The organism is Mesorhizobium sp. M0808 (assembly GCF_040320025.1).
In the GTDB taxonomy this organism is placed as follows: Bacteria; Pseudomonadota; Alphaproteobacteria; order Rhizobiales; family Rhizobiaceae; genus Mesorhizobium.
Window position 1 is genome coordinate 23,565 of sequence record NZ_JAMYOX010000009.1, and the last position, 14,868, is coordinate 38,432.

12 protein-coding genes are annotated in these 14,868 nt (G+C 59.9%); 8 read left to right on the top strand and 4 right to left on the bottom strand.

Going from position 1 to position 14,868, the window contains the following annotated elements; translation table 11 throughout:
* Positions 1–47: 47 nt before the first annotated feature.
* Positions 48–917: a LysR family transcriptional regulator gene (locus NKI25_RS13780; RefSeq protein ID WP_352501394.1), complete on the bottom strand. Its 870-nt coding sequence runs from the start codon at positions 915–917 to the stop codon at positions 48–50.
* A gap of 235 nt (positions 918–1,152) precedes the next feature.
* Here NKI25_RS13780 and NKI25_RS13785 point away from each other — a divergent pair, with 235 nt between their 5' ends.
* Both NKI25_RS13785 and NKI25_RS13790 read left to right on the top strand, forming a co-directional pair.
* Positions 1,153–1,308, top strand: a complete 156-nt coding sequence (locus NKI25_RS13785; RefSeq protein ID WP_156937304.1) for a YjiS-like domain-containing protein — start codon at positions 1,153–1,155, stop codon at positions 1,306–1,308.
* Positions 1,309–1,318: 10 nt separating this feature from the next.
* Positions 1,319–2,302, top strand: coding sequence for an aldo/keto reductase (locus NKI25_RS13790; RefSeq protein ID WP_352948206.1), 984 nt, complete (start codon positions 1,319–1,321; stop codon positions 2,300–2,302).
* Between the two features lie 158 nt (positions 2,303–2,460).
* Here NKI25_RS13790 and NKI25_RS13795 read toward each other — a convergent pair whose 3' ends face one another.
* The 3 genes from NKI25_RS13795 to NKI25_RS13805 all read right to left on the bottom strand — a co-directional run bounded on the left by NKI25_RS13795 (position 2,461) and on the right by NKI25_RS13805 (position 7,016).
* The gene (locus tag NKI25_RS13795) at positions 2,461–4,326 is read right to left on the bottom strand and encodes a calcium-binding protein (protein WP_352569008.1); all 1,866 of its coding nucleotides are present in this window, start codon (positions 4,324–4,326) and stop codon (positions 2,461–2,463) included.
* 664 nt (positions 4,327–4,990) lie between these two features.
* Entirely contained in the window at positions 4,991–6,100 is a 1,110-nt protein-coding gene (locus tag NKI25_RS13800; RefSeq protein WP_023675605.1) for an acyltransferase family protein, read from the bottom strand.
* A 94-nt stretch (positions 6,101–6,194) separates the two neighbouring features.
* A complete protein-coding gene (locus NKI25_RS13805; RefSeq protein ID WP_084640985.1) occupies positions 6,195–7,016 on the bottom strand; it encodes a class I SAM-dependent methyltransferase in 822 nt (273 codons plus the stop codon).
* A gap of 425 nt (positions 7,017–7,441) precedes the next feature.
* Between NKI25_RS13805 and NKI25_RS13810 the strand changes: the two genes are divergently transcribed.
* The 6 genes from NKI25_RS13810 (at position 7,442) to asnB (ending at position 14,867) form a co-directional block, all read left to right on the top strand.
* Positions 7,442–8,152 (top strand): AAA family ATPase, encoded by a 711-nt coding sequence (locus NKI25_RS13810; RefSeq protein ID WP_023675607.1) that lies wholly within the window; start codon positions 7,442–7,444, stop codon positions 8,150–8,152.
* 89 nt (positions 8,153–8,241) lie between these two features.
* Positions 8,242–9,525 carry a hypothetical protein gene (locus tag NKI25_RS13815; protein ID WP_352998596.1) on the top strand — a complete coding sequence of 428 codons (1,284 nt, stop codon included), beginning with the start codon at positions 8,242–8,244 and terminating at the stop codon, positions 9,523–9,525.
* Between the two features lie 292 nt (positions 9,526–9,817).
* Positions 9,818–10,051 (top strand): Trm112 family protein, encoded by a 234-nt coding sequence (locus tag NKI25_RS13820; protein ID WP_023675609.1) that lies wholly within the window; start codon positions 9,818–9,820, stop codon positions 10,049–10,051.
* A 337-nt stretch (positions 10,052–10,388) separates the two neighbouring features.
* Positions 10,389–11,612 (top strand): glycosyltransferase family 4 protein, encoded by a 1,224-nt coding sequence (locus NKI25_RS13825; protein ID WP_023675610.1) that lies wholly within the window; start codon positions 10,389–10,391, stop codon positions 11,610–11,612.
* Positions 11,609–12,865, top strand: a complete 1,257-nt coding sequence (locus tag NKI25_RS13830) for an O-antigen ligase family protein (RefSeq protein WP_352449683.1) — start codon at positions 11,609–11,611, stop codon at positions 12,863–12,865. Before NKI25_RS13825 ends, NKI25_RS13830 begins: the two co-directional genes overlap by 4 nt.
* A gap of 4 nt (positions 12,866–12,869) precedes the next feature.
* Complete coding sequence (gene asnB / locus NKI25_RS13835; RefSeq protein ID WP_352998597.1) at positions 12,870–14,867, top strand: asparagine synthase (glutamine-hydrolyzing); 1,998 nt, start codon at positions 12,870–12,872, stop codon at positions 14,865–14,867.
* Position 14,868: the final 1 nt, after the last annotated feature.

Here is a 14,868-nt window from a genome sequence, read left to right on the forward strand (position 1 = left end):
CAAAATATCTGATTTTGATCCACTGGCGGCCGATCGATGCCTGAGGCTTACCGGATCGGCGTCTCGCCGCGAAACAGCGGCTGGTGCGCCCGCATCAAGGCGGCGATCCGGTCGGCGACTTTCCGTACCGGCGGGGAATGACGTTCCTCGTGATGGGTGACGATCCATTGGTCGGTTTCAAGTTCGGGGATAGGCTGAGCAACGCGAACCAGCCGCGGATCGCCGTCACCGACGAAGCACGGAAAGACCGAAAGGCCGGCGCCGGCGGCCACCAGTTCGCGCACCGAATGGGTGTTGTTGCCGCGTACGGCGATGCGGTCGCCGTGATGGGCTTGCAGCCAGCGCGCCGAGGCAATGTTTGCGCCTTCGCCGGTGACGCCGACGAACAATCCGGCGGCGATGCCGTTGATCAGGTGACGTCCGGAATAAATGGCGTGGGCGACCTTGCCGCTCTGACGGCCGGCCAGCCACTGCTCGGTCGGGCGCTCGCTGCGGATGCCGATGTCGGCGGCACGGCGGCCGATGTCGACCCGGTCGGTGGTGGTGACAAGCTCTACCCTTATGCCGTCATCGACCGTCCAGATCTCGCCGATATGGGCGGAAACGAAGGCCGAGGTCCATGGCCCGGCCGAGACGCGGACAATGCGGTCGGGCAGGTTTCCCTCGCGCCAGCGGGTCAGCGACTGCATTGCCGCCTCGACGTCTTCGGCGCGCCGCAGCAGTTCCTCGCCGACCGGGGTCAGCCGGTAGCCGGTCTGCTGGCGCACGAATAGAGGTTCGCCGATCTGCTTTTCGAGCGCGGTGACGCGTCGTCCAAGGGTGGCTGCGCTGAGGCGCGTGGTTCCCGTCGCTGCGCTCAAGCCACCCAGCCGCGCAACGTCGAGAAACAACCTCAGATCGTCCCAGCCGATATCCATTTTGCAGAAATGAAAAACTCCTTGCGACCGTGGCTGTAGCGCAAAGCGGGCATCGTGCGCAAGTATGCAGGCATTGGAGGCGTTGGACAATCCTGCCTGGCGGGACAGGGACAAGCGCCTCGGCTGGCCAAGAAGCGAACTGAACCCTTTCGATCGCGCATGCGATTGGCGCAGAGGTTTTGCGCTTCCGACCAACCCAGGCGCGCAGGCATTCTGCGTACCAAAGGAGACGATCATGTTGGATGAACTTCGATACCGTTTCGCCCGCTGGATTGCCTATCGCCAGACGCTTGCGAGCTTGAGGCAGGCCCGGGACAGCACACTGGCGGATGCCGGCATTTCTCGCGAAGAGATCCGCGAGCGTGCCCGCCACGCCAGCTTGCGTCGTTGAGGAGCCGGGCATGCAGATGATGATGCTTTGGGATGGCCGCTCGGTACCGCGCATCGGCATCGGCACCTGGGCGGCGGGTGGCCCCGCGCGTTGGCGTGACACGGCGACAATCTATGGCGAGGTCGACGATATCAGGTCGCAAGCCGCGCTGGCGATGGCTTATGAGATCGGCGCGCGGGTGTTCGACACGGCTGCCGCCTACGGCGCCGGCAATGCCGAACTGATCCTCGGGCGGGCGTTGAGGGGTAAGGACGAAGCCGTCATCGTCACCAAGGTCGGCTATTTCGGCGATCCCGAAACGCGTAAGATCGCACCCGAGGATGCCTCTGCCGCGGCAATCCGGACATCGATCGACAATTCGCGGCAGCGCCTGCAGCGGGATTGTATCGACGTCGTGCTGCTACATATCAACGAGTATCCGATCGAGCGCGCCGGCGAGGTGTTCGATACGCTCGGCCTGTTGCGCCAAGAGGGCAAGATCGGCGGCTTCGGCTGGAGCACCGATCACCGCGGACGGCTTGCCGCCTACGCGCCGCGCGAGGGGTTCGTCGCCGTAGAGAACGACTTCAATGTGTTTACCCCGGCGAACGAGCTGATGGCCGTTGCGGCGCGCGAGAACCTCGTCTCGTTCAGCCGGCTGCCGCTGGCAATGGGGCTGCTCACCGGCAAATACACGCCGGCCATGCGGCTGCCCACCAACGATGTGCGCGGCGGGAATGCCGAATGGATGGTGTTTTTCAGGGATGGCGCCGCCAACCCGCACTATCTGTCAAGGCTCTCGGCAATCCGCGACCTGCTCACCTCGGGCGGACGCACGCTTGCGCAAGGCGCGCTCGGCTGGATACTCGCCAAGTCGGCAATCGCCTTGCCGGTTCCCGGCTTCACGCGGCCCGAGCAGGTCGAGGACAATCTCGGTGCGCTGGAGAAAGGGCCGCTGCCGGCAACGGTGATGGCCGAGATCGACGCCGTGCTGAAAATTGCCGAGACCGCCTAGTGCGGCGAATCCGAAATTCGCATTGGCGATAATGCGACCAACTTCGATCTCTCTGATGTCTGCCGATATCGCATTTTTCTTAGTCAAGCTTCCGTGGCGCAATTGAACACGGACGGAGCGGCGGACACGCTCGAGTTGAAGGTCCGCCGCTCCGGTTTTCAGATCAAAGAGTGATGCTGCAACGGGAGATGGGTAGCGAGCTGCGCTTGAGCTGCGCCGCCGACCGCGTCGCTGTCGAGAGAGAGCGACCCGGTTGAGCTGTCAAAGATGATGTGGTGGGAACCATCATCCGTAGCCGTACCAGCAGGGGAAGTATGCAATGAAAGCCCGCCCGACTTAAGCTCGGTAAGAGCGGCTTGATCGAGGTGGAGCTTGTCCTGAAGCTTGCTGAAGTCGAAGGCATCGTTGCCTCCGTGGCCAGACATGATCTCGGCGGCGGCGCCGTTTTTTGCCTGGGCGCCGACACTTTCATCGGGCTGGACGGTTTGCGCGAACCCGTGGCGGATCAGGCTGGTTGCCGTCTTGTCGGATGGATCGTTGGTCGGGAGAAGTTCCGAGCCGGCCGAAAGAGAATGGCTCAACGAGGCCAATATGCGGTCAACGTTGCTGCCCTCGCTTACCTTGTCGCCGGCATTATCGTGGGTGGTGTCAGTCGAACTGCCATCGCTGGCGAGGAGGTGAGAAAGCGCGGTCTTGCCATGACTGCCATCGCTGGTGGTGGCACCGGAGGCGGCGGTATCAGTCGAACTGCCGTCGCTGGCGAGGAGGGGCGACAGCGCGGTCTTGCCATGACTGCCATCGCTGGTGGTAGCGCCGGAGGCGGCGGTAGTAGTCGAACTGCCGTCGCTGGCGAGGAGGGGCGACAGCGCGGTCTTGCCATGACTGCCATCGCTGGCGGTAGCGCCGGAGGCGGCGGTAGTAATCGAACCGCCGTTGCCGGCGAGGAGATGCGAAAGCGTGGTCTTGCCATGATTGCTATCGCCGGTGGTGGCTTCGGAAGGGGCGGTGGCAGTCGAGGTGCTGCCGCCGGTGATGGTCTCGGCCGGGGCTGTGGCGGTCGAGGTGCCGCCGCTGGAGGTGGCTTCGGAAGGGGCGGTGGCGGTCGAGGTGCCGCCGCTGGAGGTGGCTTCGGAAGGGGCGGTGGCGGTCGAGGTGCTGCCGCCGGTGGTGGCTTCGGAAGGAGCGGTGACAGTCGCGGTGCTATCGCCGGTGGTGGCCTCGGAAGGGACCGTCGCCGTAGAAATGGGATCGGTGGCCGCAGCTTCGGAAGGAGCAGTCCCGGCGGTGCTGAGATTGTGTTGCCGGAAAACGGCCTGCAGTTCCGGGGAGCTCTCAAGCGCGGTGTCGCCTCGCTGTGAACCCCAGGCGTACGCGTACTCGAAGGCGGGTGACGGAACCAGCTTGGCCCAGTGGTCCATCATGGTTTCCATCTGGGCGGCGGTGGGCACGACATATTTGCCACCCATGTCGGTGTTATAGTCGCCACCGCCAAACGTCTGGTAGCCTGGAATGATCTTGCTCGTCGGGATGCCCGATGCCTGAGCGGCGGCAACGAATTTATCGATCATGTTATAGTCGACCGCGCCATCCGTGCGGACAGGATAGACATCCACGCCGTAGTAATCGATACCGGTATTGGCGGGATTGTACGTGTTCGAAAAATCCGGATTCGCGGACGTCCCCAAGCTCATCATCGTGATGTAGGTCTTGGCGTCCGGCACATTGGCGTGAATCCAGTCGGATTCTGCCTTCAGATTCGCGGCGGAGGCGTAGGTGCCCCATTGGCCGGTGGGATCCGGCTCGTCGACAAGGAAGAATCCGAACAGCTTCGGATTGCCGATGAAAGGCGTGATCTTGTCGATAAAGGACGACGTCGCTCCGTCGGTTTCGTTGAGGTAGACCAAGCCCTTCATACCGTCCGGCAGCGCATTGAGTTGGTCAACAGATGAAACGTCGGCCAGATTGAATCCGGCTTGCGAAATTTCCGTGCCCGATCCACCTGACGTGTAATGCAGAGTTGTCATCCAATATTCCTTTTTCTGTTTCGACCGTGCCTACTTACAGACGGCGTATATTAGCGCCAAATCACATACCGACACCCTCTGACAGAAATATTGAGGTTTGAAGTAGGATTGAGCGTTGGAGGGGCGCTCCCTTCGAACTCGTTTCCGCAACGGTATCGACGACCAGCCAAGGATGGTTCTATTCGGGATAAGACTCGGCTAACTTGATCCGACCGTGCGGAGCTTGGCTCGAATGGCGCGGTCGAGAAGCCGTCCGACGCAGGACGGCCGGGAAATCTGAAAACCAGACCAAAAACAAAACCCGCCTAGCGGCGGGTCGTCAGTGCGAATCTGCACCGTACCCAAATTACTAGCATAGCTGCCGGCACAAAGCAAGAACAAAATGTGACACAATCGACGAAGCTGCCGATCTAGACGGCGCTTCTCCGAAATGCGAATGCGCCTCGCAGCCGGCATTGCCGCAACAGCGGTGCCGTGCAACATCGGCGGCTTGGAAGGAACCCCGGTGCTGTCTCGCCTGATCGCCGGCCTGCTGCTCGCCTGCGGATTGACCCACAGATCATGTATTCGCTTGCGCAGGCGTCGTGGGGCTACCCAGTTGCCTTTTCCGCGAGGCGACGGTTGGACTCAAACATCTTCTGCGGCATCCGCCGAAAGCTCCTGATCATGACGTTCGCGCGGAAGAGGTTGGCCGGATTGGCCGCGAGGCTGGTGCAAGGCGATATATCCCAGACACCAGGGCGCGGACGAGCGGCTTGCGTACCGGCGTCTCGATGAAGCGCCAGACGATAAAAGAGGCAAGGAGGACCCCGGCCAACACGACGAAGAATGCGGCGTTCTTGCCGACATGAGGCGCCAGCGCGTTAAGCGAAATGTAGCCGATATACTGGTGCAAAAGATACAGCGGATAAGTCAACCCTCCGAGCATCATGATAGCCTTGGATGGAGCAATCACGGAGCGGAGCAATATCGCGCCAGCGAAGACTCCGTAGACCACTATATTGGCAGCGAGGAGGGCCGGATACGAAATGGCTGCGCCAAAGTGCTCCTGCATCCAGTTATGAGAGAACATTGCGGTCTGGCAAGACACCAGGAACGCGACGGCAAGAAACAGGAACGCAGCCGGTGAACGGCCCCTTGCAACGATGTCTTCCGCGAGGATGCCGGCGGCAAACAAAGGCGCATAGTTTGTAATGAAGAGAATGCGTATCACCGGGTTCCCAAAGAAGAACTCGTTGGTTGCCGAAATTGCGAGCCAGATGGCCGCGATGGGTATTTTCCAGCGCTGAAAGGCGCCGGCAAAGATCAGCACTGCAACCCAGCCGTAAAACAGGATCTCGAGCATGATCGACCAGTAGACGCCATCCATGGACGGCCTGCCGAAGAGGCGGGCGAACATGGAAAGATTGGCTACATAGGTTGGAACATCGGTCGGAAAACGCTGATCTTTGGCGACGACGAGAACAACAAACGTCGCGGTCATGCAGACGAGGAATCCGGGATAAAGCCGGGCGAAGCGGGCGACCGCGAATTCCTGCCAGGTTCGACCTTCGGCCGACCACGCGATGACGAAACCGCTGATCAGGAAAAACAGATTGACGCCGAGATAGCCGTAGATGGCGTAAGGTGCTGCGGCAGGATATTCCACGTCGAGATTGCCCGCGATCGCGCCGCCAAAAAGATAGTGAAAGAGCACGACCGCGAGGGCTGCAGCTAGGCGCAGCAGGTCGAGTGATGGCATGCGCGCCGGAATGGCCTTGCCTGCCGGTTCCACAGCTACCTCCCGCAGCCGTTTCAGCTTTTGACAACCATCAGCGGCCTGATCCGCAATACCAGTGCTAACGCGAAGACTGCAAACCGGCGGCAGGTCAAGCCTTTACCTTCTCAAGTACGAACAGCTGCTCGCAGGACAGGAACCGCAGGACGCTAAAAGAGCGTACCAGCTTGAGCCCCGCCGCCGCGAAATCCTGTCGTGCAACGGTGAGATTGACGGGATGAGGCGCCGACATCCTTCCGGTGATCAACTTCCGCAGCCTTAGCCGTATTCTCTGGAGGCGGGTGCCAAGGCCGTAGGATACGATCAGGCGACGGCTGGCAACGCGCGCGAGCTCAATGATAATGTCGCGCCTGAGATGTGGCGGGATAAGGTGAATGAGGCGAAGGCAGACCACCGTATCAAAGCTTTCGTCGGCGAACGGCAGCTGCGTCACGTCACATCGGATGAATCCCCGAAATCCGGATTGACCTTCATATGCTGATTTAGCCAAGGCCATCATTTCCATTGAAATGTCTGCAGCCAGCACCCGACAATTATGCTGGCCCAGCACGCCGGCCAGCTTCCCGGTTCCGCATGGGATATCGAGCACCTGAGATGGAGGCGGGCTGCACCTCTCCAGCGCCTTGGCGATGCAGCGTTGCTCCCGTCGCGCAATGACGTATGACGCAACGGTGGACAGCTTCAACCGGCCTGCATAGCCGTTCAGGTACCAGCTCGCAAAACTCGGATCTTGATATCTCTGTTTTGTCGGGAGCTCATAGGCCGCGACTGCCGCGACCTTGGCGTTGTAATTGGCAGGTATAGCCGTATTTGCCGCTGCCGTCTGATGTGGCTCGAGGTTCTCGCTCATATGCCTGCTTTCATACGATTTCTCCTGCAGATGAGATCGAAGATTTTTGTCCGACACGTTCATTGGATAGCCGACCAAGCTGCCCTATTGGCGATAGAGGGGATAAACGGCCAGTTGGCTGCGTCCATCACAGAGAAGGTTTCCAGAAGGCTGGGTGTCTCGCATCCCTCGAACGGATGAGACATGCCGAACTCATGACTGCCGCGCCCGCGCGGAAGTGTGCTGGGGAATAGGGCTACTGCACACCCCTTTCGGAGACGGAACGGTAAACGGACGGTAGGCAGTCCGGAAGGATAGTCACCGAAACGCACTCCTTCCGTTCACGATTTTGGCGTCCGTCGATATCCTAACGTGACCACACCGTCATTCATACGGATGGCGCGGATTCCTGGCTCGTCGGCTAGACATCCCAGGAAGAGATGGGCGTTCGCTTCAGCAAATGGACATGACGTCACTGCCAGTAGGCTTCCCTCAGTCTGGATTGAAAGATGATCTTGGAGCTATTTGGGCCGTCCGGTGCTGGTAAGACGACGTTAGCGTCCGAGCTGGTGCACGTTTTGCGAGCTCAGGGCTACTGTGTTGTTTTGCAGACCGGTGACCGCCGACATCCGGTTAGGAGGGCCGCCTTCAAACTGGTCTCCGGCTTGCATTCAAAGTGGATCGGACAGCGTTCTCTCGGTGCAGAAGTGCTTAAGATTCTTCCACCCAAGAATGAGCTGTGGGCGGCTCGCCTGAACTGGCATCTTGAAGCTCTTCTTCAAGCTTGGCGCGCGGCAATAGCGTCCAATGACACGATCTCAATTTTTGACCAGGGTATGGTGCAATTCGTATGTTCACTGGTTTTGTTCAGCGGCGTAACGGATCGTGAAAGGGTGTCGCGCGCGCTCGAGCTTCTACCCAAACCGGATCTGCTTGTCCGATTGCAGGCGCCGAGGGAAATTCTAGAGGTCCGTCTGAAGGAACGCCGGCGTAACCTCGGTATCATTCAGAAGTTCCTCGAAGTCGATCTGCAGAGCAGTCTTGATCATATTGACCACGTTAATCTCATTGGGGAACAACTTGGATCGTTTCCCGTGCCAACAACTTGCGTCGAAAGTTTAGATTCGAACGGGCTCACAGCCGCCACAGAAATGATAGCGCGTGGAGTAATCGACAAGTTCGGCGCGGCGCGGGCGAAATTTAAAAGAGTTGAAGCTTAGAGAGATGCGGTTTTGAAGCGTCGATAAGAAGATATCCAATAATATGGAAAATCGAATTATTGAAAAGGAACCGCGCGAGTTGACATGACATGCGCTTTTCTCGCTACCAGACTGCCTTGGCGTTGACGTTAGCTGCTGTCAGCGCGATATCCATAGTTATCCACGGGGCGGTGAGTGGAGAAGACGTCGCATCAACAAAGTTCGTCGCGCCGGTAGCCATGGACCTGCCGGATTACCTGCACGCCGCGAAGGATGCGGCATTTGGCACAACTTTCACCCGAATAACCAAACCCGGAATCCTCGGCGCCGGCATCGCATGCGGGAGCAAATATTGCAGCCACCGCTATTCGAGCGCCCAGGCCTGGAATGCGGATCAGAGCCTTCTTGTCATCAGCAACGGCTGCGGCGGCTTATGCTTCCTGGATGGGCGCACCTACGCCCCGCTTTTTCGCCGTGATCGATCGACCGAATGCGAATGGCATCCTCACGATCCCGACCTGATGATCTGCGTCGGTGGTCGGAAAATCTCGACCTGGGCGCCACGCACCAATCATGAGGAGGTCCTGTTTGTTTCGACTGACAGTAGCAATCTCCAGTTCGGGCCATACAAAGGTAATCCAAGCCGAGATGGCAGCCGTATTGCCGTACGCGCGGTTCGCCGGGACGGCAAAGCGGTCGTCTTTGCCTACGATCTCAAACAGCGGCGGAAATTTCCGGAAATCAATCTCGCACAGCTTGTCGGGGCCAACGGCGCCTGCTCAATCTCGCCGCTGGGCGTCAACATCTTATGCATTCAGAACCTGAAAGACGACACTGAACAGACGTTCATCTTTTCTGTTGACGGCGTTCTGCGCCAGAAATGGACTGAGCATCATCGGCCTGGCCATGGCGACATGACCGTCGATGCCGACGGCAGCGAAATCTATGTGGGGATCAGTAAGTCCGATCCAGACATATTCCAGGTGATCAAGCGAAGGCTGTCAGATGGGAAAGTCACCTCGCTCATGAGATATGGTGAAGCACAGCATGCATCGCTCAGGTCGCTGGACAGGCCCGGTTGGGTGTTCCTTACCTATTCGGGCAATCCGGACGAAGTATCGAAATATCCGGCTTGGGCGCCGTATGCGCGGGAAGTCATCGCGTTGCGCATCGACGGCAGCGGAGAGGTCCGGCGCATTGTGCAGACGAAGAACGTTCCATTCGACTACTGGAGTGAGACCCACGCCTCGCCGTCCCCGGACGGTTCACAGGTGATCTGGTCAAGCAATTGGGGAGTACCCGGCGGCCCGGTTTACGATTTCATCGCCCGTATTGACTGGCCGGAAGGATCAGACACTGGCTCGAGAGCATTAGCCGCGAGCGGTCTTCAATAACAAAACCTTCCGGTCGCCTATGGCGATATGGCCGATCGTGCTTGCTCCATTCACGCTTTTAACGCCTCACGTTCAACTTCGCCGCCATACGGCTCCGTTCGATGTCGATTCATTCAAACGGACGACGACAGTGGCCAAGCCTGCACCTAGCGTGATTGTGCAGTTTGCAAGGCTTATGACACTTGCCGGAATCCTACGAATTACAGCGATGACGTCGGGTGACGGCTTGTATCGCCAAGGGCGCTCGCGCCGGAGCTCACTGTTGATGTCACGGCCGAGAAAGGAATAGCAGATGGATACGGATAAGCGAGCCGAAGAGAATGCCTCTTTCAACCCTGAGTTGTTAGAATGGTTGGTATGCCCAATGACCAAGGGCTCACTTGCCTGGGATTCGGATCGCGATGAACTCGTTTCGAAGAGCGCAGGACTTGCCTATCCGGTTCGCGACGGCATTCCAATCCTGCTAGCCTCGGAGGCACGGACGATCACCTCCCGCGTGGTCAAACTTCGCGCATCCAGACGATGATGGGAGCCGCGCTAAAGTAGGCGGCTTTCCGACGACAGCCAGCAATGACAGGAAAGTGTGCCGCGGAGCGCGAGCCGTTTGTCTGCGGACCACTCTGCGCTCGGCACCCGGGCAGTGCCGACCTCTTTGATGCAACGCGCGGCGACCTGAACCGGCTGGGTACGGCGGCCCGCTGCCGGGACAGGGTTTGCGTCATTTAAACAGACGAGGACAGTGGCAAGACCTGCCCCTACCGTGACCTGGGCGAGATGGGTAGCGAAACCAACACCATGAAAGCAAATTCAAGGGCCGGCCACTTCGCGCGATCGGGCTACAGCGAACGGTCAGGAGACGCAGGATGAATCCGCATCTGGTGTGTGTCGGAGGCGAGGATCATGCCCTGCGAATTCCGTTCTTGATGTCGCTGCGAGAGAAGGGATTCCGTGTTACTGCGGTGTCGAGCGGCGGTGAAGCCGCATTCCTGCGGCATGGCATCCCGCATCGCAGCTACGGTTTCGACCGATTTTCCAGCAGCAGCGGAGAATGGGCCGCCATCAGAACCATTCGAAAGCTGATGGCGGAACTCCGGCCGGACATTATCCAAAGCTTCGACACCAAGCCCAACCTGGTGACGCCACTTGCGGTGCGCGGAAGCGTTCCAGTCGTGCGCACTATCAACGGTCTGGGCTGGACGTTCTCGTCCCTGGAACCGCGCGCGCTTGCCCTGCGCCCAATCTTTTGCGGATTGCAATGGCTTTCGTCGTTATGGACGGCGGCTACGGTGTTCCAGAATCGGGACGATCAGGCATTCTTTGAACGCTACCGACTGATCGGACGCGGCAGCGGACGAGTGATCCGCAGTTCTGGAATCGACGTCGATGCGTTCGCCATGGCAAGGCATCTTGCCCCGTCGGCGATGAAAATGCGCGAAGAGCTTGGGCTCCAATCCGCCGAGATCGTAATTTTTGTCGGCCGGCTAACACGCCAGAAAGGCATCCCGACACTCCTCAAGGCAGTCCCTCGCATCCTGTCGGAAAGGCCCAATGCCCGTTTCGTGCTTGTCGGCCCATTGGAATCCGAGGGCCCATTTGCAGTGGACAAGGCTGAGATCGATCGACATGTGCCGCATGTCATCGCCTTGGGTCCACGACGCGACGTTCCTGCCCTTCTTGGCATGGCCGATCTGTTCGCCTTTCCAACACAATACCGAGAAGGGATTCCGCGCGTCCTGCTGGAGGCAGGGCTCGCGGGATTGCCTATCGTCGCCTCGATGATGCCTGGTTGCAATGAGGTGGTCGAGGACGGATGGAACGGCCATCTCGTCCCCCCGCACGATGCGAACGGCCTTGCCTCTCGAATTATAGAGGTCCTGTCCGACCGCCGGAAAGGACGGACCATGGGCGCTCGCTCTGTCGAGCTCGTCCGGACGCAGTTCTCGCTGCCCTGGGTGGTCGAGCAATATTGCGATCTCTACGACAATGTCCTTAGTGCCAAATCCCAGGGCGGCTTCGCTCGACCGGCATCGCCGGTGTTGCTTGAAGAGCCTGCTGCAAACCGCGGATCGGGTGGAGCGCGCCGATGATCCGGGACGCGATCCTGGCCTGCGGCGTGGCCATGTCGTATGCGGCGCAGCTCTCGGTTCCGGGCTTGCCCTACGGCTATGGCGAATTGTTTCTCGCGCTTTGGATCATGCTGTCGATCGGGCGGGTGCTCGCCGGCGGTCACTTGGTAGTCAGGCCCGCCCTGATCCGTGTTGCGGGCTTCTGGCTGATCATCACGCTCGCTCTGGGTATTGGCACCATCGTTGGCTACCTGACCACGGTACTGTACCTGTCGGTGGTGATGCACGATATGGTAGCCTACCTGCTGCTGATCTGCGTCACCTGCCTGGCCGCCGCGGAGCCCGACGCGGATCGCCGTCTGCGCAGTGCTGCCTGGTGGGTGGTCGCGATTGCGAATGCATGCTTTATTGTTCAGCTGGCACTTGGATGGGGTTGGATCCACCAATCCGGCGTCGATCCCTGGTACTGGGATCGCTTCCGAGGCTGGTCCGAGAATCCCAACCAGCTCGCGCTCTATTGCGCACTCCTTGGTCCGCTCGCCTTGCATCTTGCGACGACTACAAGCAAGCCGTGGGCGAGGCTGGCCGGGCTCAGCAGCCTTATCCTGACCATCTATGTCGGAAGGCTGACGAAGAGTGATACCTATCTTTACACGACGGTCCTGGTCGGCCTGATATTTCTTGGGCTGCGGGTTCGGACATGGCTCGCAGCCGGTGACGGCAAGGTCAGCCTGTCCCGGCAAGTTACCCTCCTGCTGATGATTGGCTTCCTTCCGTTGGCCATGTCGATGACGCCTTACATCGTCACGGAGGTGGGCAGCGTCGAACAGTTCGCCTTGAGTCTTACCAAGGACAAGGGCGGCGAAGCGACCGCCGAAACCGCTGCACTTCGAATCCATCTCTGGGGAGATGCATTGGGCAAGGGCCTAACGTCAGGATCCCTGGGCCTTGGTCCTGGCCCGCATCTGGAGCGCCCGCCCATTTCCTACAGCCAATTTCTGCCCCGGCCTTTCGAGGCTCACAACACGATTCTCGATCTGTACACTCAAGGTGGTTTGGTTGCGGTCCTGGCCCTGGCCTGGATTGTCGGCGCGGCGGCTTTATGCGCATGGCGTGCGAAGCTCGATGCCCTGTTCGTGCTGGTGGTGTCGATCGTCATCTTCGGAATGCCACATCTGATCATCCGCCATCCAATCGTGTGGTTTGCGCTTACCATTTGCCTTGTTGCCGGAACGCCGCGAACGATTTCGGCAACCTCTAGCGACCTGAGGTGATGGCATGTGTGGGATTACCGGAATTCTCCTTGCACCCGATGCCGCCAACATCAAGCCGCTCAGGGCAATTGGCCAGATGACGACGGCCCTTCGTCATCGTGGGCCTGATGGCGAAGGCTTCTGGATCAATCGCGAAGCCGGCATTGCCTTCGGCCACAGGCGTTTGGCTATAGTCGACCTATCGGAAGCAGGACGCCAGCCGATGCATTCGGCAAGTGGCCGATATGCCATTACCTTCAACGGCGAGATCTACAATTTCCGCGATCTGCGCCGCGAGCTTGAAGACGCTGGCCATCGGTTCCGTGGCGCCAGCGATACCGAAGTGATGCTGTGCGCAATCGAGAGCTGGGGTCTCGACACCGCACTCACGCGCCTCGCTGGCATGTTCGCATTTGGATTGTGGGATCTAAAGACCAGGACCCTCCATCTCGCCCGCGACCGAATGGGCAAGAAGCCGCTCTATGTTGCTGCAACGCGCGATGCGCTCGTTTTTGCCTCCGAGTTGAAGGCAATCCATCGTTTTCCAGGTTTCTGTCAGGAGCTCGATCTCGACGCGGCCGCGACAATGCTTTCGAAGGGATGGGTACCGGGTAACTGCTGCATCTGGCGAGGCGTGTTCAAGCTACCTCCGGGCTCGGTCCTGTCTGTGACGGCGGCGGATTTTGCCGAGGCGCGCAGCGCCGCATCCCTTTCGCAACGCGCCCGACACTGGTGGTCGCTGTCTGAAATCGCCGCGAACGGTCGACAGAATCCAATCGCCGGTACCGACGAAGAACTGACCGATGGACTCGACGACCTGCTTCGACTTGCCGTCCGGGAACGCATGATAGCCGATGTGCCGCTGGGTGCCTTTCTGTCTGGTGGCCTCGACAGCTCCACGGTTGTGGCGCTGATGCAGGCCCAATCGCCAAAACCGGTGCGCACATTCACGATCGCTTTCGGAGAAGGCGGGTTTGATGAGGCTCCCCACGCGGCGGAGGTCGCGCGGCACCTGGGCACCGATCATACTGAACTCCACCTTTCAGCAGCCGCTGCGCGTGAAGTCATTCCGGAACTGCCGCGGATCTGGGATGAGCCGTTCGCCGATGAATCGCAGATACCGACTTTGCTCGTGGCGCGGCTCGCTCGCCAGCACGTTACGGTGGCGCTATCAGGCGACGGTGGCGATGAATGCTTCGCCGGTTACGCTCGTCATTTCATGGCTGCGCGGTTGAAACGACAGCATGCGCTGCCGTCGCCGCTGCGTCACGCGCTTGCTGCAGGGGTCGGATTGCTGGCCCGTGCAGCGCGTCACGATTTCGTCGGCAAGCTGCCGCTTTCGGCGAGTGGACGGCACGCGCTGCGGAGCGACCGGCTGCATCGCCTCGCTCGGCTGCTCGCTGCGCCAGATGAGGACGAATTGCATCGACGGCTGACCGGAGCATCGACCGGGAGCCTCGCACTCCACACGCCGCCCACATCAATTCAAGGGTCCCCCCGGCTTGATGGCCTGCTGTCCCGTCTCTTGTACGACGACATGGCCGGTTACCTGCCCGACGATATATTGGTGAAGTTGGACCGCGCCAGCATGGCCAATAGCCTCGAAGGCCGGTGTCCGCTTCTCGACCATCGGGTTGTCGAATTCGCCTGGCGGCTGCCGGCACATGCGAAGGTCCGCAATGGCAAAGGCAAGTGGCTTCTTCGTCAGCTGCTTAGCCGCTATGTTCCGCAACGGCTGATCGACCGGCCGAAGCAGGGTTTCGATGTTCCCATAGCAGTCTGGCTGAGCGGCCCGTTGCGCATCTGGGCCAGCGATCTAGTCGCCGATATACGCCTCTCCGGAGATGGGATCTTCGACTTTGCGAAGGTCGAAACCTGCTGGCGCGACCATCTTGACGGAAGACAGGATCATTCTCGCGATTTGTGGCCCGCGTTGATGTTCCAGGCCTGGCGCAACGAGGCCGGGCGGTCCGCCGGGCCGGCAACGGGCATGTCCACAGCGCTCGAACTGACAGGAGTATGAG